This is a genomic window from Streptomyces sp. NPDC005878 (assembly GCF_040629815.1).
In the GTDB taxonomy this organism is placed as follows: Bacteria; Actinomycetota; Actinomycetes; order Streptomycetales; family Streptomycetaceae; genus Streptomyces.
Genome location: NZ_JBEXWK010000012.1, coordinates 123,490 through 148,454, shown reverse-complemented (window position 1 = coordinate 148,454; position 24,965 = coordinate 123,490). Strand labels below are relative to the sequence as shown.

Annotated in this window: 20 protein-coding genes; 9 read left to right on the top strand and 11 right to left on the bottom strand. The window is 73.2% G+C overall.

Features of this window, described 5'->3' with window-relative positions:
* Nucleotides 1-63: 63 nt before the first annotated feature.
* On the top strand, nucleotides 64-1,491 hold the full coding sequence (locus tag ABZ404_RS19840; protein ID WP_358836745.1) for a S28 family serine protease: 1,428 nt from the start codon (nucleotides 64-66) through the stop codon (nucleotides 1,489-1,491).
* Nucleotides 1,492-1,500: 9 nt separating this feature from the next.
* Here the strand turns inward: ABZ404_RS19840 and ABZ404_RS19835 are convergent, their stop codons facing one another.
* From ABZ404_RS19835 to ABZ404_RS19810, 6 genes are all read right to left on the bottom strand, one after another.
* Nucleotides 1,501-2,088, bottom strand: a complete 588-nt coding sequence (locus ABZ404_RS19835) for a hypothetical protein (RefSeq protein WP_358836746.1) — start codon at nucleotides 2,086-2,088, stop codon at nucleotides 1,501-1,503.
* Between the two features lie 60 nt (nucleotides 2,089-2,148).
* Nucleotides 2,149-3,969: a glycoside hydrolase family 3 protein gene (locus ABZ404_RS19830; protein ID WP_358990614.1), complete on the bottom strand. Its 1,821-nt coding sequence runs from the start codon at nucleotides 3,967-3,969 to the stop codon at nucleotides 2,149-2,151.
* A 159-nt stretch (nucleotides 3,970-4,128) separates the two neighbouring features.
* On the bottom strand, nucleotides 4,129-4,905 hold the full coding sequence (locus tag ABZ404_RS19825) for a sugar phosphate isomerase/epimerase family protein (protein ID WP_358832169.1): 777 nt from the start codon (nucleotides 4,903-4,905) through the stop codon (nucleotides 4,129-4,131).
* Entirely contained in the window at nucleotides 4,902-5,783 is an 882-nt protein-coding gene (locus ABZ404_RS19820; protein ID WP_358832170.1) for a sugar phosphate isomerase/epimerase family protein, read from the bottom strand. The genes ABZ404_RS19825 and ABZ404_RS19820 overlap by 4 nt, the downstream gene beginning before the upstream one ends.
* Complete coding sequence (locus ABZ404_RS19815) at nucleotides 5,780-6,934, bottom strand: dihydrodipicolinate synthase family protein (protein ID WP_358832171.1); 1,155 nt, start codon at nucleotides 6,932-6,934, stop codon at nucleotides 5,780-5,782. Before ABZ404_RS19815 ends, ABZ404_RS19820 begins: the two co-directional genes overlap by 4 nt.
* Nucleotides 6,931-8,055 (bottom strand): Gfo/Idh/MocA family oxidoreductase, encoded by a 1,125-nt coding sequence (locus ABZ404_RS19810; RefSeq protein WP_358832172.1) that lies wholly within the window; start codon nucleotides 8,053-8,055, stop codon nucleotides 6,931-6,933. Before ABZ404_RS19810 ends, ABZ404_RS19815 begins: the two co-directional genes overlap by 4 nt.
* Before the next feature lie 301 nt (nucleotides 8,056-8,356).
* Between ABZ404_RS19810 and ABZ404_RS19805 the strand changes: the two genes are divergently transcribed.
* The 4 genes from ABZ404_RS19805 (at nucleotide 8,357) to ABZ404_RS19790 (ending at nucleotide 14,464) form a co-directional block, all read left to right on the top strand.
* Nucleotides 8,357-9,424, top strand: a complete 1,068-nt coding sequence (locus ABZ404_RS19805; protein WP_358832173.1) for a LacI family DNA-binding transcriptional regulator — start codon at nucleotides 8,357-8,359, stop codon at nucleotides 9,422-9,424.
* Nucleotides 9,425-9,636: 212 nt separating this feature from the next.
* The gene (locus ABZ404_RS19800) at nucleotides 9,637-10,443 is read left to right on the top strand and encodes an SDR family oxidoreductase (protein WP_358832174.1); all 807 of its coding nucleotides are present in this window, start codon (nucleotides 9,637-9,639) and stop codon (nucleotides 10,441-10,443) included.
* Nucleotides 10,444-10,769: 326 nt separating this feature from the next.
* A complete protein-coding gene (locus ABZ404_RS19795; RefSeq protein ID WP_358832175.1) occupies nucleotides 10,770-12,998 on the top strand; it encodes an ATP-dependent RecD-like DNA helicase in 2,229 nt (742 codons plus the stop codon).
* Nucleotides 12,999-13,165: 167 nt separating this feature from the next.
* Complete coding sequence (locus ABZ404_RS19790; RefSeq protein ID WP_101388377.1) at nucleotides 13,166-14,464, top strand: citrate synthase; 1,299 nt, start codon at nucleotides 13,166-13,168, stop codon at nucleotides 14,462-14,464.
* 470 nt (nucleotides 14,465-14,934) lie between these two features.
* Here ABZ404_RS19790 and ABZ404_RS19785 read toward each other — a convergent pair whose 3' ends face one another.
* The 5 genes from ABZ404_RS19785 to ABZ404_RS19765 all read right to left on the bottom strand — a co-directional run bounded on the left by ABZ404_RS19785 (nucleotide 14,935) and on the right by ABZ404_RS19765 (nucleotide 20,259).
* A complete protein-coding gene (locus ABZ404_RS19785) occupies nucleotides 14,935-17,244 on the bottom strand; it encodes a heavy metal translocating P-type ATPase (protein WP_358832176.1) in 2,310 nt (769 codons plus the stop codon).
* A 79-nt stretch (nucleotides 17,245-17,323) separates the two neighbouring features.
* Nucleotides 17,324-17,635: a heavy-metal-associated domain-containing protein gene (locus ABZ404_RS19780; protein ID WP_358832177.1), complete on the bottom strand. Its 312-nt coding sequence runs from the start codon at nucleotides 17,633-17,635 to the stop codon at nucleotides 17,324-17,326.
* 132 nt (nucleotides 17,636-17,767) lie between these two features.
* Entirely contained in the window at nucleotides 17,768-17,971 is a 204-nt protein-coding gene (locus tag ABZ404_RS19775; protein ID WP_358832178.1) for a MarR family transcriptional regulator, read from the bottom strand.
* 361 nt (nucleotides 17,972-18,332) lie between these two features.
* Nucleotides 18,333-19,352 (bottom strand): Gfo/Idh/MocA family oxidoreductase, encoded by a 1,020-nt coding sequence (locus tag ABZ404_RS19770; RefSeq protein ID WP_358832179.1) that lies wholly within the window; start codon nucleotides 19,350-19,352, stop codon nucleotides 18,333-18,335.
* Between the two features lie 4 nt (nucleotides 19,353-19,356).
* Nucleotides 19,357-20,259, bottom strand: a complete 903-nt coding sequence (locus ABZ404_RS19765; protein ID WP_358832180.1) for a sugar phosphate isomerase/epimerase — start codon at nucleotides 20,257-20,259, stop codon at nucleotides 19,357-19,359.
* Between the two features lie 130 nt (nucleotides 20,260-20,389).
* Between ABZ404_RS19765 and iolC the strand changes: the two genes are divergently transcribed.
* Genes iolC through iolD form a run of 4 tightly spaced genes read left to right on the top strand, consistent with a single transcriptional unit; the run spans nucleotide 20,390 to nucleotide 24,959 of the window.
* Nucleotides 20,390-21,346 carry a 5-dehydro-2-deoxygluconokinase gene (iolC, locus tag ABZ404_RS19760; RefSeq protein ID WP_358832181.1) on the top strand — a complete coding sequence of 319 codons (957 nt, stop codon included), beginning with the start codon at nucleotides 20,390-20,392 and terminating at the stop codon, nucleotides 21,344-21,346.
* Nucleotides 21,343-22,242: a deoxyribose-phosphate aldolase gene (locus ABZ404_RS19755; protein ID WP_358832182.1), complete on the top strand. Its 900-nt coding sequence runs from the start codon at nucleotides 21,343-21,345 to the stop codon at nucleotides 22,240-22,242. The genes iolC and ABZ404_RS19755 overlap by 4 nt, the downstream gene beginning before the upstream one ends.
* Before the next feature lie 9 nt (nucleotides 22,243-22,251).
* Complete coding sequence (iolB, locus tag ABZ404_RS19750) at nucleotides 22,252-23,082, top strand: 5-deoxy-glucuronate isomerase (RefSeq protein ID WP_358832183.1); 831 nt, start codon at nucleotides 22,252-22,254, stop codon at nucleotides 23,080-23,082.
* Nucleotides 23,079-24,959: a 3D-(3,5/4)-trihydroxycyclohexane-1,2-dione acylhydrolase (decyclizing) gene (gene iolD / locus ABZ404_RS19745; RefSeq protein WP_358832184.1), complete on the top strand. Its 1,881-nt coding sequence runs from the start codon at nucleotides 23,079-23,081 to the stop codon at nucleotides 24,957-24,959. The genes iolB and iolD overlap by 4 nt, the downstream gene beginning before the upstream one ends.
* Nucleotides 24,960-24,965 lie beyond the last annotated feature (6 nt).

Sequence of the window (24,965 nt, the reverse complement as noted above, 5' to 3'; positions counted from 1 at the left end):
ACTGGTGTTGCCCCCGCTAGGTTCACGACGATCGCGTCACGTCGTGACCCCAGGGGAGAGTGCATGCGCAAGACGCTCAGATGGCTTCTTTCACTCGTCGTGCTCATAGGCACGGTGAGCGTGGCGGGAGCCACGGCAGGGGCGGCCACCGCCGCCGAGCCGGACCTCGCCGTGCCGGACATCAAGGACCGCATCCTGGCGATACCCGGGATGAGCCTCATCGAGGAGAAGCCCTACGCGGGCTACCGCTACTTCGTCCTCGGCTTCACCCAGCCCGTGGACCACCACCATCCGAAGGCGGGCACCTTCCAGCAGCGGATCACCCTGCTGCACAAGGACACCGGCCGCCCGACCGTCATGTACACCAGCGGCTACAACGTCTCGACCAACCCCGGCCGCAGCGAGCCGACCCAGATCGTGGACGGCAACCAGGTCTCGGTCGAGTACCGCTACTTCACCCCGTCCCGGCCCGCGCCGGCGGACTGGAGCAAGCTGGACATCTGGCAGGCGGCCAGCGACCAGCACCGCATCTTCCAGGCCCTCAAGCCCGTCTACCGCAAGAACTGGCTGACCACGGGCGGTTCCAAGGGCGGTATGACGGCGACGTACTACAAGCGCTTCTACCCCCGCGACATGGACGGCGTGGTGGCGTACGTCGCCCCCAACGACGTCGTCAACGACGAGGACTCCGCGTACGACCGGTTCTTCCGGACGGTCGGCACCAAGGAGTGCCGCGACAAGCTCCAGGCCGTGCAGCGCGAGGCGCTGGTGCGCCGCAAGCCGCTGGAGGCCAAGTACGCCGAGTACGCCAAGGCCAACGGCTACACCTTCACCACCACCGGCTCCCTCGACAAGTCGTACGAGGCGGTCGTGCTCGACTACGTGTGGGCGTTCTGGCAGTACAGCCTGCTGGCCGACTGCGCGACCATCCCGGCGGACGCCCCGCACGCCACCGACCAGGCGATCTGGGACACGGTCGACACCATCTCCGGCTTCTCGTTCTACACCGACCAGGGCCTGGAGCCGTACACGCCGTACTACTACCAGGCCGGTACGCAGCTCGGCTCGCCCGCCATCGAGCAGCCCTGGCTGCGCGGCCTGAGCCGCTACGGCTACCAGCCGCCGCGCCACTTCGTCCCGCGCTCCATCCCGATGCGCTTCCAGCCGACGGCGATGGCCCACGTGGACACCTGGGTGCGCCACCACGCCGACCACATGCTGTTCGTGTACGGCCAGAACGACCCGTGGGGCGCGGAGCGCTTCCGCCTCGGGCACGGGGCGCGCGACTCGTACGTGTTCACGGTCGCGGGCGGCAACCACGGCTCCAAGGTCGCGGGGCTCGCGGCCGGGGAGAAGGCGACGGCGACCTCGGCGATCCTGCGCTGGGCGGGCGTGCCGGCGGCGACCGCCGCCAAGGCCAGGCCGCTGGCGGCCTTCGACGCCCGGCTCGACCGCTCGTCCGTCGAGCGCGAGCCGACGCTGCGGCCGTAGCGCCACGGCTCACAGCCGCCGCGCGCACCCCACCCTGTCCCCGCCTCCCGGCAGCTGCACGTACAGCGCCGTCGACGCGGGGCAGTCGGGGCGGCGCGGCACCGCCGAAGTGACCTCGAACTCGGCGGCGTTGGGGCCCGACCCGTCGCACGGCGTCTCCTTCACCAGGTCCGACCCCGCGTGGTACACGCAGTCGCCCACCACCGTGTAGGGGCCGCCGCCCATCCCCGGGTCGCCCGGGTGGGGCGCCTCCAGGTTGCGCATACAGGCGTAGCCGGAGGCGCCCTCGCCCCCGATGTACAGCACGAAGTCGGTGTCCGGCGGGCAGCCCGCGGCCCCGGCCGTCCGCGTCCCCTCCCGGCGCACCAGGACCCGGGCCACCGCCCGCTCGCTGGTGCACGGCACCTCGCGGAACGTGCGCCCGCGCGCCGCGCAGTCCCCGTCCCCGAGGAAGGTGGCGCCGTAGGACGGCGGGACGGGCGAGTCGGGGACGGCCGCGGCGCCCGGATCCTGCCGGCAGCCCGTCAGGAGCAGCGTCCCGGCGCAGAACGCGGCCGAAACGGCCCGAACCAGTCTTGTGGCACCGTACTCGTACATGTCCGACCCCCCGCTCCAGCGTGACCTCTCACGCCGAGAACACGCCAGAGGGCCCGGGGGTTATCTCCGGTACGACAGCCCGTAGCCGATCGGGTACAGCACCCGCGCCGGATCGTCCCCGCGCGGCACCGCCACCGGCAGCCGCCCGACGGGCTCCGCCCGGCCCGCCATGACCCGTACCGCCGCGCGGAGTTCGACATCGGTCCAGGAGTAGGTGGCGAGCGAGGCCGTGAACCCGCTGAGGTGCGCGATGTCGTACGGGTTGCGGATCGCGAGGTGCACCACCGGCACACCGCTCGCGCCGAGCGCCGCCACGAGCCGGGCCTGCGCCCCGCCCGGCCCCGCGTTGTAGGTGCCCACGACCACCACGTCCTTGCCGCGCGCCGCCGCCACCGCCGCGTCGATCTGGGCCTGCGAGGGCTGGGTGCCGGTCGGCAGGGCGCTCGCGCGGAAGCCCAGTTCGGCCAGGGCCCCGGCCAGGACGGTGGTCGGCGGCCCGGTCGTCCCGGAGGGGGAGGCCGGGTCGGGGCCCACGACCAGGACCTCGCGGTGGCCGCGGCGGGAGAGCGGGAGCAGTTCGCCCGTGTTGGCGAGCAGGGTCGTGGTGCGCTCGGCCACCGCGTCGGCGGCGGCGAGGTGCGGCCGGGTGCCGACCACCCGGTCCACGGCGTCGTGGGAGACGTACGGATGGCTGAACAGGCCCCGGCGCTCCTTGAGTTCCAGCACCCGCAGGATCGATTCGTCCAGCCGGGCCTCGCTGATCTCGCCGCTGGTGACCGCCGCCATCACACCGTTCCACGCCACCGCGAGGTCGGGCGGGTTGAGCAGCTGGTCGGCCCCGGCCTTCAGGGCGAGCACGGGGACCCGGTCGTCGCCGTACTTGTCCCGGACGCCCTGCATGCCCAGCGAGTCGGTGACGATGACCCCCCGGTAGCCGAGCTCCTCGCGCAGGATGCCGGTGAGGATCGGGTGCGACAGCGTCGCCGGGTCCTTGCTCGCGTCGAGCGCCGGGAACTGGATGTGCGCGGTCATGATCGAGTCGATCCCGGCGGCGACGGCGGCCCGGAACGGCGGCGCGTCCAGCTCCTCCCACTGCCGGCGGGTGTGGGTGATCACCGGGATGCCGGTGTGGCTGTCGATCGTGGTGTCGCCGTGCCCGGGGAAGTGCTTGGCGGTCGCCGCGACGCCCGCCTCCTGGTAGCCGCGCACCTCGGCGGCGGCCAGACGGGCCACCGCCGCCGGGTCGGCGCCGAAGGAGCGCACCCCGATGACGGGGTTGGCCGGGTTGACGTTCACATCGGCGTCGGGGGAGTAGTTCTGCCGGATGCCCAGCGCGCGCAGCTCGGCCCCGGCGACGCGTCCGAGCGTGCGGGCGTCGCGCGCCGACCCCCCGGCGCCGAGCGCCATCGCGCCCGGGAAGAGGGTGGCGGGGCGGCCGACCCGGCACACGATGCCGTGTTCCTGGTCGGTGGCGATGAGCAGCGGTAGCGGCGTGGGCTGGGACAGGCCCGCGCGCTGGATGCCGTTGGAGAGGCCGGCGATCTGGTGCGGGTCGCGGGTGTTGTGGGCCCAGGCGAAGTAGATGACGCCGCCGACGTGGTACCGGGCGATCAGTTCGGCGGCGGTGCGGACGCCCAGCTCGCTGAGGTTGGCGTCGATGTCGGCCTGGTCGGGCGCGGTCGCGGAGTGTCCGTACACCCGCGTCACGAAGAGCTGGCCGACCTTCTCCGCCAGGGACATCCGGGAGACCAGCCGGCGCAGCCGGGCGGCGGGGGCGCGCGGTGCGTCGGCGTACGCGGGGAGCGCGGGTCCCACGGCGGTGGCGGCGGCCGTCGCGGCGGCGGTGGTGAGGAGGGTGCGTCTGGAGGTGCGGTACGACACGGGCACTCCATCCCTAGGTCTGGAAGAAACTTCCAAACCGAACGGATAACCGGAAAGTTATTGCCGGTCAAGGGGGCGCGCACCGCCGGGCCGGGATCCGGGCGGGAAGCAAAGGAGGGGCGGGGAGCGGATGCCGCCGGAGCGGCAGGACCGGGTGGATCAGGAGCGGACCAGGGCGGCCAGCCGCTCCCGCCCGGCGGTCAGCAGCCCCGGCAGCGCGGCCGCCTCCGGGTACCAGCGCTTCTCGTACTCCCAGCACAGCCAGCCCCCGGCCCCGAGCGGCGCCAGCGCGTCCGCCAGCGGCAGCACCCCCGCCCCGAGCGGCAGCGGCGCGGTGTCCTCGGCCGAGGCGATTTCCTTGACCTGGACGTATCCCAGGTGCGGGGCGAGGGCCGCGTACGAATCGGCGGGGCTCTCGCCGCCGAGCCAGGTGTGCATCACGTCCCACAGGGCGCCCGCCGAGGGCGAGCCGACCCGGTCGAGGACGCGCGCGACGGCCGCGCCCGTGCGGTGCGAGTCGTGTGTCTCCAGCAGGACGCGCACGCCCCGCTCGGCGGCGAACGCGCACACCGACCGCAGCCGCCGCACCGCGGTCCCGTCGTCGTCCGGGCCGCCCCGGCCGCCGGGGAAGACCCGGACGTACGGGGCGCCGAGGTCGTGCGCGAGATCCACCAGCGCCTCGACCGGCTCGGTGTCGCCGGGGTCGGCCACGCGCGCGTAGCCGGCGACGGTGAGCACGCTCACCCCGTGCGCCGCGAACTCCGCCGCCACCTCCGCCCGTTGCCGGGCGCCGATGCCGGGGTGGACCGGCTCCTCCGGATGGGCGCGCAGCTCCACGCCGTCGTAGCCGTGCGCGACGGCGAGGCGCACCACCTCGGCGACCGGCAGGCCCGGCACCCCGAGGGTGGAGAATGCGTACCGCGTCCGCCCGTTCATCGGCCTGCCGGACCGGTTGGCGCACCGAGGAGCGCCGCGCCTGCCCGCACCACCGCCGCGAACCGCTCCACCGTCTCCTTCAGCACCGCCACCCCGTCACGCTCCCACAGCTCCTCGTTGAACAGCTCGACCTCCACCGGGCCGGTGTAGCCCGCCGCGGCCACCCGGCCGTACCACGCGCCGAGGTCGATCACCCCGTCCCCGAGCTGGCCCCGCCCTGTCAGGACCCCGGCGGGCAGCGGGGTGGTCCAGTCGGCCAGTTGGAAGGAGTGGATCCGGCCGTCCGCCCCGGCCCGGGCCACCGCCGCCGGGGCCAGGTCGTCCCACCACAGGTGGTAGGTGTCCACGACCACCCCCACCTCCCGCGCCGGGAACCGCTCCGCGAGCTCCAGGGCCTGGCCGAGGGTGGAGACGACACAGCGGTCCGCGGCGTACATCGGGTGCAGCGGCTCGATCGCCAGGCGTACGCCCCGGGCGCGCGCGTACGGAGCCAGCTCGGCCAGCGCGTCCGCGACCCGCTCGCGCGCTCCGGCCAGATCCCGGTCGCCCTCGGGCAGTCCGCCCGAGACCAGCACCAGGGTGTCGGTGCCCAGCTCCGCCGCCTCGTCGAGCGCGGCCCGGTTGTCGTCCAGCGCCCTCGCGCGCGCGAGGGGCTCCTCCGCCGTGAAGAAGCCGCCCCGGCACAGCGTGGTGACGCGCAGCCCGGCGTCCCGCACCAGCCGCGCGGCGGCCCCGACGCCGTACGCCCGCACGGGCTCGCGCCACAGCCCGACGCCCGGCACGCCCGCGTCCGCGCAGGCGCGGACCAGCTCGGGCAGCGGGAGCTGCTTCACGGTCATCTGGTTGATGCTGAGCCGGGACAGCGGCGCGGGGTTCATGAGGCGACTCCGTGGACCGTGAGCAGGGCGCGCATCCGGGAGGCGGCCGCCTCCGGATCGGGGAACAGGCCGAGACCGTCGGCCAGTTCGTAGGCCCGCGCCAGATGCGGCAGCGAGCGGGCCGACTGGAGGCCGCCCACCATGGTGAAGTGGTCCTGGTGGCCCGCGAGCCACGCGAGCAGGACCACGCCCGTCTTGTAGAAGCGGGTCGGCGCCCCGAAGAGGTGGCGGGCGAGCCCGACCGTGGGGTCCAGGCGCTTGCGGAAGCCCGCAGGATCGGCCGCGTCCAGCGCCCGTACCGCGTCCGCCGCGAGCGGGCCCAGCGGGTCGAAGATCCCCAGCAGGGCGTGGCTGAAGCCCCGGTCGTCGCCCTCGATCAGCTCGGGGTAGTGGAAGTCGTCGCCGGTGTAGCACTTCACCCCGTCCGGCAGCCGCCGTCGCAGCTCCACCTCGCGGCCGGCGTCGAGCAGCGACACCTTCACCCCGTCGATCCCCGCCGCGTGGGCGGAGACGATCGCCAGGAACGTCTCGGTGGCCGCGTCGAGGTCGGCCGAGCCCCAGTAGCCGGTCAGCTCCGGGTCGAACATCGGGCCGAGCCAGTGCAGGATCACCGGCCGCCCGGTCTGCTCCAGCAGCCGCCCGTACACGGCCCGGTAGTCCTCCGGGCCGCGCGCCACCGCCGCCAGCGCGCGCGAGGCCATCAGGATCGCCTGGGCGCCGGCCCCCTCGACGACGGCGAGCTGCTCCTCGTACGCGGCCGTCACCTCGTCCAGGGAGGCCGCCCCCGCCAGTTGGTCGGTGCCCGCCCCGCAGGCGATGCGCCCGCCGGCCGCGCGGGCCTCGGCGGCCGAGCGCCGGATCAGCTCGGCGGCCGTGGGCCAGTCCAGGCCCATCCCTCGCTGCGCGGTGTCCATGGCCTCCGCGACGGCGAGCCCGTGCGCCCACAGATGGCGGCGGAAGGCGAGCGTGGCCTCCCAGTCCAGGGCGGCGGGCCCCCCGGGCACGGTCTCGGCGTACGGGTCGGCGACCACGTGCGCGGCCGAGAAGACCGTGCGGGACAGCGGCGGGCCGCCCGGGGCGACGGCGGCCGGGTCCCGGCGCGGCTCGTACCGGACGAGCGTGCCGTCCGCGCGCGGCAGCAGCAGGCTCACAGCACGATCTCCGGCACCTCGACCCGGCGGCCCTCCGCGGAGGACCGCAGCCCCAGCTCGGCGAGCTGCACCCCGCGCGCACCCGCCAGCAGGTCCCAGCGGTAGGGCGTGCCGAGCACCACATGGCGCAGGAACAGCTCCCACTGCGCCTTGAAGCCGTTATCGAACCCGGCGTTGTCCGGCACCCGCTGCCACTGCTCGCGGAACTCCTCGGTCGCGGGCAGGTCCGGGTTCCACACCGGCTTGGGGGTGGCGGCGCGGTGCTGGACGCGGCAGGTGCGCAGCCCCGCCACCGCCGAGCCCTCGGTGCCGTCCACCTGGAACTCGACGAGTTCGTCGCGGTGCACCCGGACCGCCCAGGAGGAGTTGATCTGGGCGACCGCGCCGCCCTCCAGCTGGAAGATCCCGTAGGCGGCGTCGTCGGCCGTCGCGTCGTAGGGCTTGCCGCTCTCGTCCCAGCGCCGCGGGATGTGCGTGGCCGCCAGCGCCTGGACGGAGGTGACGCGGCCGAAGAGCTCGTGCAGGACGTACTCCCAGTGCGGGAACATGTCGACGACGATCCCGCCGCCGTCCTGCGCGCGGTAGTTCCACGACGGGCGCTGGGCCTCCTGCCAGTCGCCCTCGAAGACCCAGTAGCCGAACTCGCCGCGCACCGACAGGATCCGGCCGAAGAAGCCTCCGTCGACGAGCCGCTTCAGCTTCAGCAGGCCCGGCAGGAAGAGCTTGTCCTGGACGACGCCGTGCCTGATCCCGGCGTCCCGGGCGAGCCTGGCCAGCTCCAGGGCGCCGGACAGGCCCGTCGAGGTGGGCTTCTCGGTGTAGACGTGCTTGCCCGCGGCGATCGCCCTGGCCAGGGCCTCCTCGCGGGCGGAGGTGACCTGGGCGTCGAAGTAGATCTCCACGGAGTCGTCGGCGAGCACGGCGTCCAGGTCCGTGGACCAGTGGGTGAGGCCGTGGCGCCCGGCGATGTCCCGCAGCGCCGACTCCCGGCGGCCCACCAGGACCGGCTCGGGCCACAGGACCGTCCCGTCGCCGAGGTCGAGGCCGCCCTGGTCGCGCAGGGCGAGCAGGGAGCGTACGAGGTGCTGGCGGTAGCCCATCCGGCCGGTGACGCCGTTCATGGCGATCCGCACGGTCCGGCGCGCGGACTCCGGTGGCGTCGGGTGTGCGGACGCCGGTGGCGCCGGACGCGCGGGCGCCGGTGGTGTCGGGTGTGCAGACGTCGGTGTCATCGAGGTCCCCTTCATCCCATCGGCCCCGTCCCTCGGGGCGGCGGGGCTCGGTGATCCAGCGGCGATCTACTGGTAACAGGCGTAGCAAGCGCTTTCTATCGAGGGGGACGCTAGCCTGCGCACAGCGCCGCCGACAAGAGGCGCGCGGCGGACCACCCCAAGTGCCCACGAGACGTGCCCGGAGGCAGAGATGACAGCGACCCTGGCGGATGTGGCGGCGCGCGCCCGGGTGTCCCCGGCGACCGTCTCGCGGGTGCTCAACGGCAACTACCCGGTCGCCGCGGCCACCCGCGAACGCGTCCTGCGGGCCGTGGACGAGCTGGACTACGTCCTGAACGGGCCCGCGAGCTCCCTCGCCGCCGCCACCTCCGACCTGGTGGGCATACTCGTCAACGACATCGCCGACCCCTTCTTCGGGATCATGGCGGGCGCGGCCCAGTCCGAGATCGGGGGCAACCCCGGCGCGCGCGAGAAGCTGGCGGTGGTCTGCAACACCGGCGGCTCGCCGGAGCGCGAACTCACCTACCTCACCCTGCTCCAGCGCCAGCGGGCCGCGGCCGTCATCCTCACCGGGGGTGCCCTGGAGGACCCCGGGCACGCGGCGGCGGTCGCGGCCAAGCTGGGACGGCTGGCGGAGGCGGGAGCGCGGATCGTGCTGTGCGGACGGCCCCCGCTGGCGCTCACCGGGCCCGGCGGCGGGGCGCGGAGCGCCGGGCCGGACGCGGCGACGCTCACGTTCGACAACCGGGGCGGCAGCCGCCGTCTGACGGAGCACCTGCTCGCCCTGGGCCACCGCCGCATCGGCTACGTGGCGGGCCCCGAGGAGCGCACCACCACCCGGCACCGCGTCGAGGGCCACCTCGCGGCGCTCGCGGACGCGGGCGTGACACCCGGACCGCTCGTCCACGGCTCGTACGACCGCCGCTCCGGCTACGACGCCACCAACGAACTCCTGCGCCGGGACGCGTCGTTGACCGCCGTCGTGGCCGCCAACGACACCGTCGCGCTCGGCGCCTGCGCGGCCCTGCGGGACCGGGGCCTGTCCGTCCCGGACGACGTCTCGGTGGCGGGCTTCGACGACCTGCCGTTCAGCACGGACGCGGTCCCGGCCCTGACGACCGTACGGCTGCCGCTGTACGAGGCGGGGGCGCGGGCGGGCCGGCTCGCGATGGGCAAGGAGCCGGTGCCGCCGGGCGGGATCGCCACGGTGCACGCGGAGTTGATGGTCCGGGGCTCGACGGGCCGTACGCGCGCGTAGCGGGAGTGGTGACGCGGCGGCCGGCTCTTCGCGGCGGGCCCGGGACGCACGCGCGCGCAGCGGCCGCCGGAGAGGGCTGGAGGGGGTGCGTCCGGGGCGGAGTTCGCCGACGGATTCCCGCCAGCCGATGCGGGCGCGGCCGAGCAGGATCGTGGGCACGGCCTCCGGTTCGCCCCCTTCGGGGCAAGGCCGCAACCCCGAGGAGAAACCCCATGGACCTGCGTCTTTCCGGCCGCACCGCGCTCGTCACCGGCGCCTCGAAGGGCATCGGCCTCGCCGTGGTGAGCACCCTGCTGGACGAGGGTGCCCGCGTGGTCGCGGTCTCCCGCCGCACCAGCCCGGAGCTGGAGAAGCTGGCCCGCCCCGGGCTGGTCCACGTACCGGCCGACCTGATGGACCCCGGGGCCCCCGCGCGCGTGGTGGCCCGTACCGTCGAGGAGTTCGGCGGGCTGGACGTCCTGGTCAACAACGCGGGCGGGCCGCCGCCGGGCGTGTCCCTGCCGCGCACCTCGTTCCTGGACGCGGACGACCCGGACTGGTCCGCGATCTTCGAGTTCAACCTGTTCTCGGCGGTACGGACGGTCCGCGCCGCCCTGCCGCACCTGCTCGCCGACGGCGGCGGCGCGGTCGTCACCGTCTCGACGGCCCTGGCCCGCCAGCCCTCGGTCGGCAACGCCGAGTACGGCGCGGCCAAGTCGGCCCTGACCCACCTCACCAAGGTCCTGTCGGAGGAGTACGCACCCCGGGGCGTCCGCTTCAACACCGTCTCGCCCGGGGCGGTACGGACCGCGTGGTGGACCGAGGAGGGCGGCGCCGCCGACGTGATCGCGGCCATGGCGGGTTCGGACCGCGACACGGTGATGGACACCCTGGCCCCGCAGATGATGAACATGTCCACCGGCCGCCTGGTGACCCCGCAGGAGGTGGCCGACGCGGTGGCCCTGCTGGCCTCGCCGCGGTCGGGCAGCACCACGGGGGCGGACCTCGTGGTGGACGGGGGCTACCTGAAGGCGGCGTGAGGACCGGCCGGAGGAAAAACCTCCCTGCTTGCCCCCCTTTGCCGGTATCTCGGGATTCCGGAAAAATAACTGCCCGCAGTTGTACAACCCTTCTGGCGTGACGGGTGTCTTAGTTGGCGTCGGTGTTCCAGGGGAGGGATCCGGGGGGGGTCCGAAGGGGACGCCGGCAGGGGAGGGAATGGGGAGGGAATCGAGGGGCCCGGTCATACGGACCGGGCCCCCTTGAATTCCCGTGCGCTCCCGGCCTCCGGGCGAACCCCCGGCCGGCCCGGGAAAGTTGTCCACAGGCGTCCCCGGGTGTCCGAGGCCACGGGTAGCGTCGGATCATGTCCAATCTCGCGGTGCTCGAAGGGGTCCTGGAGCGGATCACCTATGCCAACGAGGAGAACGGCTACACGGTCGCCCGGGTCGACACCGGGCGCGGCGGCGGCGACCTCCTCACGGTGGTGGGGTCGCTCCTCGGCGCGCAGCCGGGCGAATCCCTGCGCATGGAGGGCCGCTGGGGCTCCCACCCGCAGTACGGCAAGCAGTTCACCGTGGAGAACTACACGACGGTCCTGCCCGCCACCATCCAGGGCATCCGGCGCTACCTCGGCTCCGGCCTGATCAAGGGCATCGGCCCCCGCATCGCCGACCGCATCGTGGAGCACTTCGGCACGGACACGCTCGACATCATCGAGCAGCAGCCGCAGCGCCTGGTGGAGGTGCCCGGCCTCGGCCCCAAGCGCACCAAGCTGATCGGGGCCGCCTGGGAGGAGCAGAAGGCCATCAAGGAAGTCATGGTCTTCCTCCAGGGCGTCGGCGTCTCCACCTCCATCGCCGTGCGCATCTACAAGAAGTACGAGGACGCCTCGATCTCCGTGGTGAAGAACCAGCCCTACCGGCTGGCCGCCGACGTCTGGGGCATCGGCTTCCTCACCGCCGACCGCATCGCCCAGGCCGTCGGCATCCCGCACGACAGCCCGGAGCGCGTCAAGGCCGGCCTTCAGTACGCCCTGTCCCAGTCCACCGACCAGGGCCACTGCTTCCTTCCCGAGGAGCAGCTGATCGCGGACTCGGTGAAGCTCCTCCAGGTCGACACCGGGCTGGTGATCGACTGCCTGGGCGAGCTGGTCGCCGAGGAGGGCGTCGTCCGCGAGCCGGTCCCCGGACCGCAGGGCGGGGCCGAGCGGGTCAACGCCGTCTATCTCGTCCCCTTCCACCGCGCCGAGTTCTCCCTGGCCGCCCAGGTCGTCCGGCTGCTGCGCACCGGCGAGGACCGGATGCCCGGCTTCCAGGACGTGGACTGGGAGCGGGCCCTGTCCTGGCTCGCCGGGCGCACCGGCGCCGAGCTCGCCCCCGAGCAGCAGGAGGCCGTGCGGCTCGCGCTCACCAGCAAGGTCGCGGTGCTCACCGGCGGCCCCGGCTGCGGCAAGTCCTTCACCGTGCGCTCGATCGTGGAGCTGGCCCGCGCCAAGAAGGCCAAGGTGGTGCTCGCCGCGCCCACCGGCCGCGCCGCCAAGCGGCTCGCCGAACTGACCGGCGCCGAGGCGTCCACCGTCCACCGCCTCCTTGAACTGAAGCCGGGCGGCGACGCGGCGTACGACAAGGACCGCCCGCTCGACGCCGACCTGGTCGTGGTCGACGAGGCCTCGATGCTCGACCTGCTGCTCGCCAACAAGCTGGTGAAGGCCGTCGCCCCGGGCGCCCACCTGCTGATGGTCGGGGACGTGGACCAGCTGCCCTCCGTCGGCGCCGGCGAGGTGCTGCGGGATCTGCTCGCCGAGGGCGGACCGGTGCCGCGGGTGCGGCTCACCAGGATCTTCCGGCAGGCCCAGCAGTCCGGCGTGGTCACCAACGCCCACCGCATCAACTCCGGAGTCCCCCCGCTCACCCAGGGCCTCAGCGACTTCTTCCACTTCGTGGAGGAGGAGACCGAGGACGCCGGGCGGCTCACGGTGGACGTGGCCGCGCGCCGCATCCCCGCCAAGTTCGGCCTAGACCCCCGGCGCGACGTGCAGGTGCTCGCCCCGATGCACCGCGGCCCGGCGGGCGCGGGCACCCTCAACGGCCTCCTCCAGCAGGCCATCACCCCGGCCCGCCCCGATCTGCCCGAGAAGCGGTTCGGCGGAAGGGTGTTCCGGGTCGGCGACAAGGTCACCCAGATCCGGAACAATTACGAGAAGGGCGAGAACGGCGTCTTCAACGGCACCGTCGGCGTGGTGACCGCGCTCGACCTGGACGAACAGCGGCTGACGGTGCTGACGGACGAGGACGAGGAGGTGGGGTACGACTTCGACGAACTGGACGAGCTGTCCCACGCGTACGCGGTGACCATCCACCGCTCGCAGGGCAGCGAGTATCCGGCGGTGGTGATCCCGGTCACCACCGGCGCGTGGATGATGCTCCAGCGGAACCTGCTCTACACGGCGGTCACCCGCGCCAGAAAACTCGTCGTCCTGGTGGGGTCCCGCAAGGCGATCGGCCAGGCAGTGCGTACGGTTTCCGCAGGCAGACGCTTTACCGCACTCGCTCATCGGCTGTCAGGAGGGCCCTTGGTGGGAAACATCACCTAGGGCTTCCAGAACCGGGGCGAAGGGGGCAGGATGAGCAGGTTGACGGCACTGAGTGCCGCTAATAAGCCCAATGGGCGACCCCGAGTGCACTCTGCTGAGCCAAATGGGGGATGGTAGAGACAGTCAGGGCACCTCGAAGAAGAGGCACTACGTCGGTGAGGGATGACGTGAGCGAGAACGCTAACAACGCTGTAGTACTGCGGTTCGGCGATGGCGAGTACACCTACCCGGTGATCGACAGCACCGTCGGCGACAAGGGCTTCGACATCGGGAAGCTCCGGGCCCAGACCGGTCTCGTGACCCTGGACAGCGGATACGGCAACACTGCCGCCTATAAATCCGCCATCACCTACCTCGACGGCGAGCAGGGCATCCTGCGCTACCGCGGATACCCGATCGAGCAGCTCGCCGAGCGCTCGACCTTCCTGGAGGTCGCGTACCTCCTCATCAACGGCGAGCTGCCGACGGTCGACCAGCAGTCGACGTTCAAGAGCGAGATCACCCAGCACACGCTGCTGCACGAGGACGTCAAGCGCTTCTTCGACGGCTTCCCGCGCGACGCCCACCCGATGGCCATGCTGTCCTCGGTCGTCTCCGCGCTGTCCACGTTCTACCAGGACAGCCACAACCCGTTCGACGAGAAGCAGCGCCACCTCTCGACGATCCGGCTGCTCGCCAAGCTTCCGACGATCGCGGCGTACGCGTACAAGAAGTCGATCGGTCACCCGTTCGTCTACCCGCGCAACGACCTCGGCTACGTCGAGAACTTCCTGCGGATGACGTTCTCGGTCCCGGCGCAGGAGTACGAGCTGGACCCGGTCGTCGTCTCGGCGCTCGACAAGCTGCTCATCCTGCACGCGGACCACGAGCAGAACTGCTCCACCTCCACCGTGCGCCTGGTCGGCTCCTCGCAGGCGAACATGTTCGCCTCGATCTCCGCCGGCATCAGCGCCCTGTGGGGCCCCCTGCACGGTGGCGCCAACCAGTCGGTCCTGGAGATGCTGGAAGGCATCCAGGCCAACGGCGGCGACGTCGACTCCTTCATCCGCAAGGTGAAGAACAAGGAGGACGGCGTCCGGCTCATGGGCTTCGGCCACCGGGTCTACAAGAGCTTCGACCCGCGCGCGAAGATCATCAAGGCTGCCGCGCACGACGTCCTGTCGGCCCTCGGCAAGTCCGACGAGCTGCTCGACATCGCGCTGAAGCTGGAGGAGCACGCGCTCTCCGACGACTACTTCGTCTCGCGCAACCTGTACCCGAACGTGGACTTCTACACGGGTCTGATCTACCGCGCGATGGGCTTCCCGACCGAGATGTTCACGGTGCTGTTCGCGCTCGGCCGGCTGCCGGGCTGGATCGCCCAGTGGCACGAGATGATCAAGGAGCCCGGCTCCCGCATCGGCCGCCCGCGCCAGATCTACACGGGCGAGGTCCTGCGCGACTTCGTCCCCGTCGAGGCCCGCTGACCCTTCCGGTCGCGTAGGGGATGCGCCCAACCCCCGGCGAGTGAGCCGAAGGGGCGCGCCTGTGTCGAGAGACCGAACGCGCGGAGGCCCGACGAAGGAGGGCTGAGCACGATCGGGCTCTCGACACAGGCTTTTGCGCCCCGGAGGCGAACCGAGCCCCAAAAAACACAGAAGCGCCCCGCCCACCAATCCCCCCACGGGTTGGCGGGCGGGGCGCTTCCCCTATACCCGGTGCGGATTCCCCCCACGGGATCCGGCCGGGAGCCCTGCGGTCTGCCGGGGTACGTACGTCACGGGTGGGCCGCTCAAAGCTCCCCGTGGTACGTGCCCCGGCCAACGCGCTGCCTGGAACGTCCCCCAAGACATTCCATGGACGTCCCCCAAGACATCCTCGGCATCGCCCACTTAGACTCCCGAACCGGTCCGATGGTTACCTCATAATCTCTGTGATCTAGCTCTCTTTGTGGAGATCAGGTGAAGGAGCGCAACCGTAGGCTGTTGGTTACCACGAAGACCGAGGAGAACGCCATAGCCGCGCCCGCGATCATAGGGTTCAGCAGGCCCGCCGCGGCGAGCGGAACCGCGGCCACGTTGTAGCCGAAGGCCCAGAACAGGTTGCCCTTGATGGTCGACAGGGTCCGCCGGGAGAGCCGGATCGCGTCGGCCGCGACCCGCAGATCCCCCCGAACGAGGGTCAGGTCGGACGCCTCTATCGCCGCGTCCGTCCCGGTGCCCATGGCGAGCCCCAGGTCCGCGGTGGCCAGGGCCGCCGCGTCGTTGACGCCGTCGCCCACCATCGCCACCGAACGGCCCTCGGCCTGGAGCCGCTTGACCACGTCGACCTTCTCCTCGGGCAGCACCTCGGCGTGGACGTCCTCGGCGGCGATCCCGACCCGGGCCGCCACCGCCTCGGCCACCGCCCGGTTGTCCCCGGTCAGCAGCACCGGCCGCAGCCCGAGGCCGCGCAGCATGGCCACCGCCTCGGCGCTGGTCTCCTTCACCGCGTCGGCGACGGTCAGCACGCCCCGCGCGGCCCCGTCCCAGGCCACCACGACCGCCGTACGCCCCTCGGCCTCGGCGGCCGCCTTGGCGCCGGCGAGGGCGGCGGGCAGCTCGACGCCCCGGCCCACGAAGACCGTGTGGCCCTCGACCACGCCCTCGACCCCGCGCCCGGGCAGGTTGCGGAACGACTCGGGGACGGGCAGCTCTCCCGCCTGTTCGACCGCGCCCTCCGCGATCGCGCGGGCGATGGGGTGCTCGGAGGCGTGCTCCAGGGCGCCCGCGTACCGCAGGAGTTCCTTGTCGTCGGTGCCCTCCGCCGCGTACACGTCGTACAGGCTCATCCGGCCGGTGGTGACCGTGCCGGTCTTGTCGAGGACGACCGTGTCGACGCGGCGGGTGGACTCCAGGACCTCGGGGCCCTTGATGAGGATGCCGAGCTGGGCGCCCCGGCCGGTGCCGACCATCAGCGCGGTCGGGGTCGCGAGTCCCAGGGCGCACGGGCAGGCGATGATCAGGACCGCGACGGCGGCCGTGAAGGACGCGGTGATGTCGTCGGTGGCCAGCAGCCAGCCCACCAGCGTGCCGAGCGAGACGAGCAGCACGACCGGTACGAAGACGCCGGAGATGCGGTCGGCGAGGCGCTGGACCTCGGCCTTGCCGTTCTGCGCGTCCTCCACCAGGCGCGCCATCCGGGCCAGCTGGGTGTCGGCGCCGATCCGGGTCGCCTCGACGACGAGGCGGCCGCCGACGTTGACGGTGGCGCCGGTGACGCCGTCGCCCGCGCTCACGTCCACGGGGACGGACTCGCCGGTCAGCATGGACGTGTCCACGGCGGACGCGCCCTCCACGACCGTGCCGTCGGTGGCGACCGTCTCGCCGGGCCGCACCACGAACCGGTCGCCGACCCGCAGCTCGCCGATGGGCAGGCGCACCTCGCGTCCCTCCCGCAGTACGGCGACGTCCTTGGCGCCGAGTTCGAGCAGCGCCCGCAGGGCCGCGCCCGCCTTCCGCTTGGAGCGGGCCTCCAGATAGCGGCCGAGCAGGATGAAGGTGACGACCCCGGCCGCGACTTCCAGGTAGATGGCGGACGCGCCGTCCGTACGGCTGACGGTGGCGTCGAAGCCGTGGCGCATCCCGGGCATCCCCGCGTCACCGAGGAACAGCGCCCACAGCGACCAGAGGAAGGCGGCGAGCGTGCCCACCGAGACGAGGGTGTCCATGGTGGCCGAGCCGTGGCGCAGGTTGGCCCAGGCCGCCCGGTGGAAGGGCAGCGCCCCCCAGACCACGACGGGCGCGGCCAGGGTGAGGCTCAGCCACTGCCAGTTGTCGAACTGGAGCGAGGGCACCATGGCCAGCAGCACGACGGGCGCCGCGAGCAGGGCCGAGACCTGGAGCCGCTGGCGCAGCGCGGCGAGCGCCCGCGCGGTGCGGCTCTCGGCGGCGTCCGCCGCGTCGGCCCGCGCGTCGGCGCGGGGCACGGGCGGCTGTTCGGGCTCCCGCGCCCCGGAGCGCGCGGGCGCGTCCTGCTCGGTCCGGGTGGGCGGCGGGGGCGGAGGAGGGGGCGGCGCGAGTGACTCGGCGGTGTACCCCATCTTGATGACCGTCGCGACCAGGCCCGCCACTTCGACGCCGTCGACGAAGGCGACCTTCGCCTTCTCGGTCGCGTAGTTGACGCTCGCCTCGACCCCGTCCATCCGGTTCAGCTTCTTCTCGATACGGGCGGCGCACGAGGCGCAGGTCATACCGCCGATGGCCAGCTCGACCGTGTTCGTTTCCACGTGGACTCCTGAAAAAGAGACCGGGCCGTACGGCGCGGATGCGCTGGTCGTACGGCCCGGAAGAGGAAGACCGGGCCGCTCAGGCCCGGCCGACCAGCTCGAAGCCGGCCTCGTCGACCGCCGCGCGGACGGCCTCGTCGTCCAGCGGAGCCGCCGAGACGACGGTCACCTCGCCGGTCGCCGCGACGGCCTTCACCGAGCCGACGCCGGCGATCTCGCCGATCTCGCCCGACACAGCGCCCTCGCAGTGCCCGCAGGTCATCCCGGAGACCCGGTAGACGGTGGTGACGGAGCCGACCTGGACGTCGGCCGGGCCCTCGCTGTGGCAGGAGCCGGCGGGCGAGCAGCAGGAGCCGGTCGTGCTGGCGGCGGCTTCGGTCTCGGCGGTCATGGACTTCTCCTCTTCGGGGGTACGGATTCCATGGTGCACCAGGGGGTCACGAGAAGGCCGGGACCCGCTGACAGGCTCCACGTTATACCCCTGGGGGGTATAAATCCACTACCGTGCGCGCGGACCTCCCAGTCAGTCGTTGCCTTTGCGGCCCCGGTTCCCGGGGCGGCGGGCGACCCAGGTGCGGATGGTGTCGGCGTACCAGAAGGGCTTGCCGTTCTCGACGAGGTCGGGGGCGGGCAGCAGCCCGTGTTTGCGGTACGAGCGGACCGTGTCCGGCTGGACGCGGATGTGCGCGGCGATCTCCTTGTACGACCAGAGCCGTCGGTCGGTCATGGTGGACACCTCCCTGCGTGCGCCGCAGCGGCGGTCTGGCGGCCGTCGGGGGAGCTGGGCGCGGACAGTTGACGATCACTCAGCCTGTGCCCGTTGAACGACGGAGAGTGAAGGCTGGGGTGCGGCTGTCGACCCTCTGTGACGCAAGACCCGCGTAATGGAGACATGTGTGACAGGAAAGGGACGGTTGTGACAGGGGTGACGAATGGGGCGGGTTCGGGCCGTCAGGCGCCCTCACCCGTGCCCGCACGCGCCGACCACCGGGCCCGCCGTGCCCCCGCCCGGGCCCGCCGCGCCGACCGGCGGCCCGCCGTGCCCCCGCCCGGGCCCGCCGCGCCCCCGTCCTCAGCGCCCGCCCGTCCTACGCGTACAGCTCCGGCATCTCCCGCGCCGGTTCCACGCGCACCCGCTCGCCCGAGTGCTGGGCCCGTACGCCCGCCTCGCAGGCCACGGCCGCCATGTAGCCGTCCCAGGTGCCGGGGCCCTCGACGCGGCCCCGCCGGGTGGCGTCGACCCACGCCTGCACCTCGCGGTCGTACGCGTCGGCGAAGCGGGTCGTGAAGTCCTGCGGGAGTTCGCCGCCCCAGCGCCCGCCGGAGCGCACGACTGGTCCGCTCCCGTCTCCGACGGAGGCGGCCCCGCGCTCGCACACCGCCTCGCAGCGCACCTCGTACCCGAAGCCGCAGTTGACGAAGATCTCCACGTCGACGACCGCGCCCCGGGCCGTCTCGAAGAGCACGAGCTGCGGGTCGCCCAGGCCCTCGGGCGCGTGCGAGGAGGGGCGCGGACGCAGCACCTGGACGGCGGTGAGTTCCTGGCCGAGCAGCCAGCGGGCCGTGTCGACCTCGTGGACGACGGAGTCGCGGATCAGCATCTCGGTGGTGAAGAACGAGGGGGAGGTGGCGTTGCGGTGGCGGCAGTGCAGGAACAGCGGCCGCCCGAGCCCGCCCTCGTCGAGCAGCGCCTTGAGGCGGGTGAACTCGGCGTCGTAGCGCCGCATGAACCCGACCTGCGCCAGCCGCCGCCCCCGCCGGGTCTCGGCCTCCAGGACCCGCAGGGCCCCCTCCGGATCCGGGGTGAGCGGCTTCTCGCACAGCACGGGAAGACCGCGCCGGAACGCCTCCAGGAGCGCGCTCTCGTGGGCGGGCCCCGAGGAGGCGATCAGGACCGCCTCGACGCCCGGAGCGGCCATCGCGGCGACCGGGTCGGTGTGGGCGGAGCAGCCCTCGATGGGGCCGGCCACCTCCTTGGCGCGCTCGCCGTCGATGTCCGCGACGGCGGCGACCCGGGCCCCGCCGGTCACGGTGGTGAGGCGGCGCACATGGTCGGCGCCCATCTTGCCGGTGCCGATGACGGCGATCCCGAGCGGTGCGGAGGCCATCGCGTCACGCCCCGCAGGAGCGCAGGAACGCGCGCGTGCGCGTGGCGATCGGCAGCGGGCGGTCCGGGTCGCACGGGTACATGTCCTGCTCCACGATCGCGAACAGGTCCACGTCGAGTGCCTGGGCGGCGGCGAGGACCGGTTCGAGGGCGGGCACCCCGGCGGGCGGCTCGCACATCACCCCCCGGGCGACGGCGGGCCCGAACGGCAGCCGCTCGGCGTGCACCTGGGCCAGGACGTCCGGATCGACCTGCTTGAGGTGGAGGTAGCCGATGCGCTCCCCGTAGGTCTCGATGAGCTTGACGCTGTCGCCGCCGCAGTAGGCGTAGTGCCCGGTGTCCAGGCACAGGTTCACCAGGTCGGGGTCGGTGGCGTCGAGGAAGCGGGCCACGTTCTCCTCGCTGTCGATGTGGGTGTCGGCGTGCGGGTGCACCACGATCCGCAGCCCGTAGCGCTCGCGCACCTCGCGGGCGAGGCGTTCGGTCTGCCGGGCGAGGTCGCGCCACTGCGCGGCGCCGAGCGTGGAGCTCTCCAGCACCTCGCCCGTCCTGTCGTCGCGCCAGAACGCGGGGATGACCACCAGGTGGCCGGCGCCGGTGGCCCGGGTCAGCTCCGCCACGTCCGCGACGTGCTCCCAGGTGGTGTCCCACACGGCGGGGCCGTGGTGCAGCCCGGTGAAGACGGTCCCGGCCGAGACGCGCAGGTTCCGGCGCGCGGTCTCGTCGGCGAGGCGCGCGGGGTCGGTGGGGAGGTAGCCGTACGGTCCGAGTTCGATCCACCCGTATCCGGCCCCGGCGACCTCGTCGAGGAAGCGGGTCCAGGGGACCTGGCGGGGGTCGTCGGGAAACCAGACGCCCCAGGAGTCGGGGGCCGAGCCGATCCGGATACGAGTCTTGGCCGTCGTCATGGGAGCAGCCTTCCGGGGGCGCCGGAACGGTGTCAAGGCTACGTCCGAATGTCAGGACAAAAGATTGACAGGGCCGGTCCGGGGCCGCTAGACCTGGGACGGCCGAGGGGCACCGATGAAGGGGGCGTGCATGGAGGCGGTTCCGTACGACGTGATCACCATGGGGCGGATCGGGGTGGACCTCTATCCCCTCCAGACCGGCGTGCCGCTCGCGAAGGTGACGTCGTTCGGCAAGTTCCTCGGCGGCTCGCCCTCGAACGTGGCGGTCGCGGCGGCCCGGCTCGGGCGCCGCACGGCCGTGGTCACCGGCACCGGCGAGGACCCCTTCGGGACGTATCTCCGCGAGGAGCTGGGCGCGTTCGGCGTCGACGCCCGCTGGGTGAAGAGCGTGCCGGGCCTGGCGACCCCGCTCACCTTCTGCGAGATCTTCCCGCCGGACGACTTCCCGCTGTACTTCTACCGCGCCCCCAAGGCCCCCGACCTGGAGCTGTACGAGGCGGACCTCGACCTGGACGCGATCCGCGCGGCACGGATCTTCTGGGTCACCGGCACGGGCCTGAGCGTCGAGCCGAGCCGCTCCACCACGCTGGCGGCGCTCGCCGCCCGGGCGCGCGCGGGCACCACGGTCTTCGACCTCGACTGGCGGCCGATGTTCTGGACGGACCCCGAGGAGGCGCGCCCGTACTACCGCGAGGCTTTGCGGCACGCGACGGTCGCCGTCGGCAACGTGGAGGAGTGCGCGGTGGCCACCGGCGAGCGCGAGCCGCACGCCGCCGCCCGGGCGCTGCTCGCCGCCGGGGCCGAGCTCGCCGTGGTCAAACGGGGACCCGAGGGGGTGCTCGCCCTGCACCGGGACGGCGGCGCCGCCGAGGTGCCGCCCGTCCCCGTCGAGGTGGTCAACGGGCTCGGCGCGGGGGACGCGTTCGGCGGGGCCCTCTGCCACGGCCTGCTGGCGGGCTGGGACACCGGACGCGTGATGCGGTACGCCAACGCCGCCGGCGCGATCGTCGCCGCCCGCCTCGCCTGCTCCTCCGCGATGCCGTACCCGGCCGAGGTCGAGCGCGTCCTGGCGGGGGGAGCGCCGTGAGCGTCCACGTCAGCCCCGGCGAGCTGGCCGGGGTCCGCGCCCGCAGTCCCGAGGCCGTCGCGGAGGCGGCCGCCCGGCGCGCCCGGCGCCCGCTCGTCCGCGACTCCGGGCGGCTGCTGATCGTCGCGGCCGACCACCCCGCCCGGGGCGCGCTCGCCGTCGGCGACGACGCCTTCGCCATGGCCGACCGGTCCGTCCTGCTGGAACGGCTCTGCCTCGCCCTGTCCCGGCCCGGCGTCGACGGGGTGCTCGCCAGCGCCGACATCCTGGAGGACCTGCTGCTCCTGGGGGCCCTGGAGGACAAGGTCGTGATGGGCTCGATGAACCGGGGCGGGCTCGCCGGATCCGCCTTCGAACTGGACGACCGCTTCACCGGCCACCGCGCCCAGGACCTCGCCCGGCTCGGCTTCGACGCGGGCAAGCTGCTGCTGCGCCTCGACTACGAGGACCCCGGCTCGCTCGACACCCTGCACACGGCGGCCCGCGCCATCGACGCGATGGCGGAGCGTCGGCTTCCCGTCTTCGTGGAGCCGTTCATCTGTCACCGGCGCGACGGACGGCTGCGCAACGATCTGGGCGCGGACGCCGTGACGCGTTCGCTCGCCATCGCCTCCGGCCTGGGCGGCACCTCCGCGTACACCTGGCTGAAGGTGCCCGTCACCGACGAACCCGACGAGATGGCCCGGGTGATGGCGACCACCACCCTGCCCGCCGTGCTGCTCGGCGGGGACACCGGCACGACCCCGGGGGAACAGGAGGCGGCGTACGAGAAGTGGCGCGGCGCGCTGCGTCTGCCCACCGTGCGGGGGCTGGTGGCGGGGCGCACCCTGCTCTATCCGGCCGACGGCGACGTGGCGGGCGCGGTCGACATCGCGGCCGGGCTGCTGAAGGGGTAGGGATCGGGCATGGACGCGCACAAGGACGAGCTGTTCGTACGGGCCGGATCCGCCTCCACGGGGGCGTACGCCCTGGACATCGGCCCCGAGCGGGCCGGCTGGGGCTACTCGGGCCTGCGGATCCTGGAGCTGGCGCCGGGCGGGGAGCACTCCCTCGCCACCGGCGGCAGCGAGTGGATCCTGCTGCCCCTGCAAGGTGGCTGTACCGTACATGTAGAAGACCGGATCCTGGAACTGCGGGGCAGGGAGAGCGTGTTCGCCGGAGCCACCGACTTCGCGTACCTCCCGCGTGACGCCCACGCCCAGATCGCCTCCGGCGCGGGAGGCCGCTTCGCCCTGGCAGGAGCGAGGTGCGAGCGCCGACTCCCCGCTCGCCGCCGCCCCGCGCCGGAGGTACCCCTCGAACAGCGCGGCTCCGGCGTCACCGCCCGCGAGATCCGGGGCTTCGCCGCCGCCGACGCCTTCGACTGCGACCGGCTCATCGCCGTCGAGGTGGTCACCCCGGGCGGCAACTGGTCCTCCTATCCGCCGCACAAGCACGACGAGCACGTGCCCGGGCGGGAGTCGGAGCTGGAGGAGATCTACTACTTCGAGTTCGCGGGCCCGGACGGATTCGGCTACCAGCGCGTGTCGCCCTCGCGCCCGGGCGGCGCCGACGTCCTCGCCGAGGTCCGCACCGGCGACACCGTCCTCGTCCCCGACGGCTGGCACGGGCCCTCCATCGCCGCCCCCGGACACCCCATGTACTACCTCAACGTGATGGCGGGGCCGGGCGAGGAACGCGCGTGGCGCATCAGCTTCCACCCGGACCACACCGACCACACAGAGGGTTACCGATGAGCGGTACGACCAGGCGTCTGACCACCGCGCAGGCGCTGCTCGCCTTCCTCGCCCGCCAGTACACCTCCCGCGCCGGGACCGAGCAGCGCCTGATCACCGGCGCCTGGGGCATCTTCGGCCACGGCAACGTCGCCGGGATCGGCCAGGCGCTCCTGGAGCCCGGCAGCGACATGCCGTACCACCAGGGCCGCAACGAACAGGCCATGGTGCACGCGGCCGTCGGCTACGCCCGCCAGTCCGGCCGGCTCTCCGCCCACGCGGTGACCACCTCGATCGGGCCGGGCGCCACCAACCTCGTCACCGGGGCGGCCCTGGCGACCGTCAACCACCTGCCCGTCCTGCTGCTGCCCGGCGACGTGTTCGCCTCCCGCCCGGCCGACCCGGTCCTCCAGCAGCTCGAAGTCCCGTACGCGGGCGACGTGTCGGTCAACGACTGCCTGCGGCCCGTCTCGCGCTACTTCGACCGGATCACCCGTCCCGAGGCGCTGATCCCGGCCGCGCTCGCCGCGATGAGCGTGCTCACCGACCCGGCCAGGACCGGCGCGGTCACCCTGGCGCTGCCGCAGGACGTGCAGGCGCAGGCGTACGACTGGCCCGAGGAGTTCTTCCGGCGGCGGGTGTGGCACGTACGGGCCCAGGAGCCCGATCCGTACGAGCTGGACGCGGCCGTCCGTCTGCTGCGCGGCGCCCGCCGGCCGCTGGTCGTCGCGGGCGGCGGGGTCCACCACGCCCGCGCCGAGGACGCGCTGCGCCGCTTCGCCGAGCGGACAGGCATCCCGGTCGCCGCCACCCAGGCGGGCAAGGGCTCACTGCCCCACGACCACCCGTGCGACGTGGGCGGCATCGGCCACACCGGCACCGCCACGGCCGACGCGCTGGCCCGCGAGGCCGATGTCGTCCTCGGCGTCGGCACCCGCTGGACGGACTTCACCACCGCCTCCTCGACGCTCTTCCAGCACCCCTCGGTCCGGTTCGTCGGGCTCAATGTGAACGGCGCCGACGCCCACAAGCTCGGCGCGCTCCAGCTCGTCGCGGACGCCCGCGCCGGCCTCGAAGCACTGACGCGGGCCCTCGACGGGCACCGCGTCGCGCCCGCCTACCCGGCCGCCTACGGCGCGGCCAAGACGGCCTGGGAGGAGCGCGTCACCGCCGCCTACACTCCCCAGGACGAGGACGCCCGTCCCACCCAGGCCCACGTCCTCGGCGTCCTCGACGCCTTGGTCACCGGCGACGACATCCTGATCAACGCGGCGGGCTCGCTCCCGGGGGATCTGCACAAGCTGTGGCGCACCCGCTCCCGCGACCAGTACCACGTCGAGTACGGCTACTCCTGCATGGGATACGAGATCCCGGCCGCGATCGGCGTGGCGCTCGCCGCGCCCGGCCGGCCGGTGTGGGCGCTGGTCGGCGACGGGACGTATCTGATGAACCCCACCGAGATCGTCACGGCGGTGCAGGAGAACCTCCCCATCAAGGTGGTGATCCTCCAGAACCACGGGTACGCCTCCATCGGCGGGCTCTCGGAGTCGGTGGGCGGCGAGCGCTACGGGACGGCCTACCGCTTCCGGGCGCCCGACGGGAGCTTCACGGGCGCGCCCCTGCCGGTCGACCTGGCGGCCAACGCGGCCTCCCTCGGCATGGCCGTGCTGCGCCCCAAGACCGTTCGTGACCTGCGCGAAGCCCTCGCGAGCGCCCGCGCGGCGGACCGTCCCACATGTGTCTACGTCGAGACCGAAACGGCAGACACAGTGTCGGGCCCGCCCCCGGCGCAGGCGTGGTGGGATGTTCCCGTGGCCGAGACCGCGACCCGCTCGTCGGCGGTCGAGGCGCGCGAGGAGTACGACCGGCAAGTCGCAGCCCGACGCCGCCATCTCTGAAGGAGT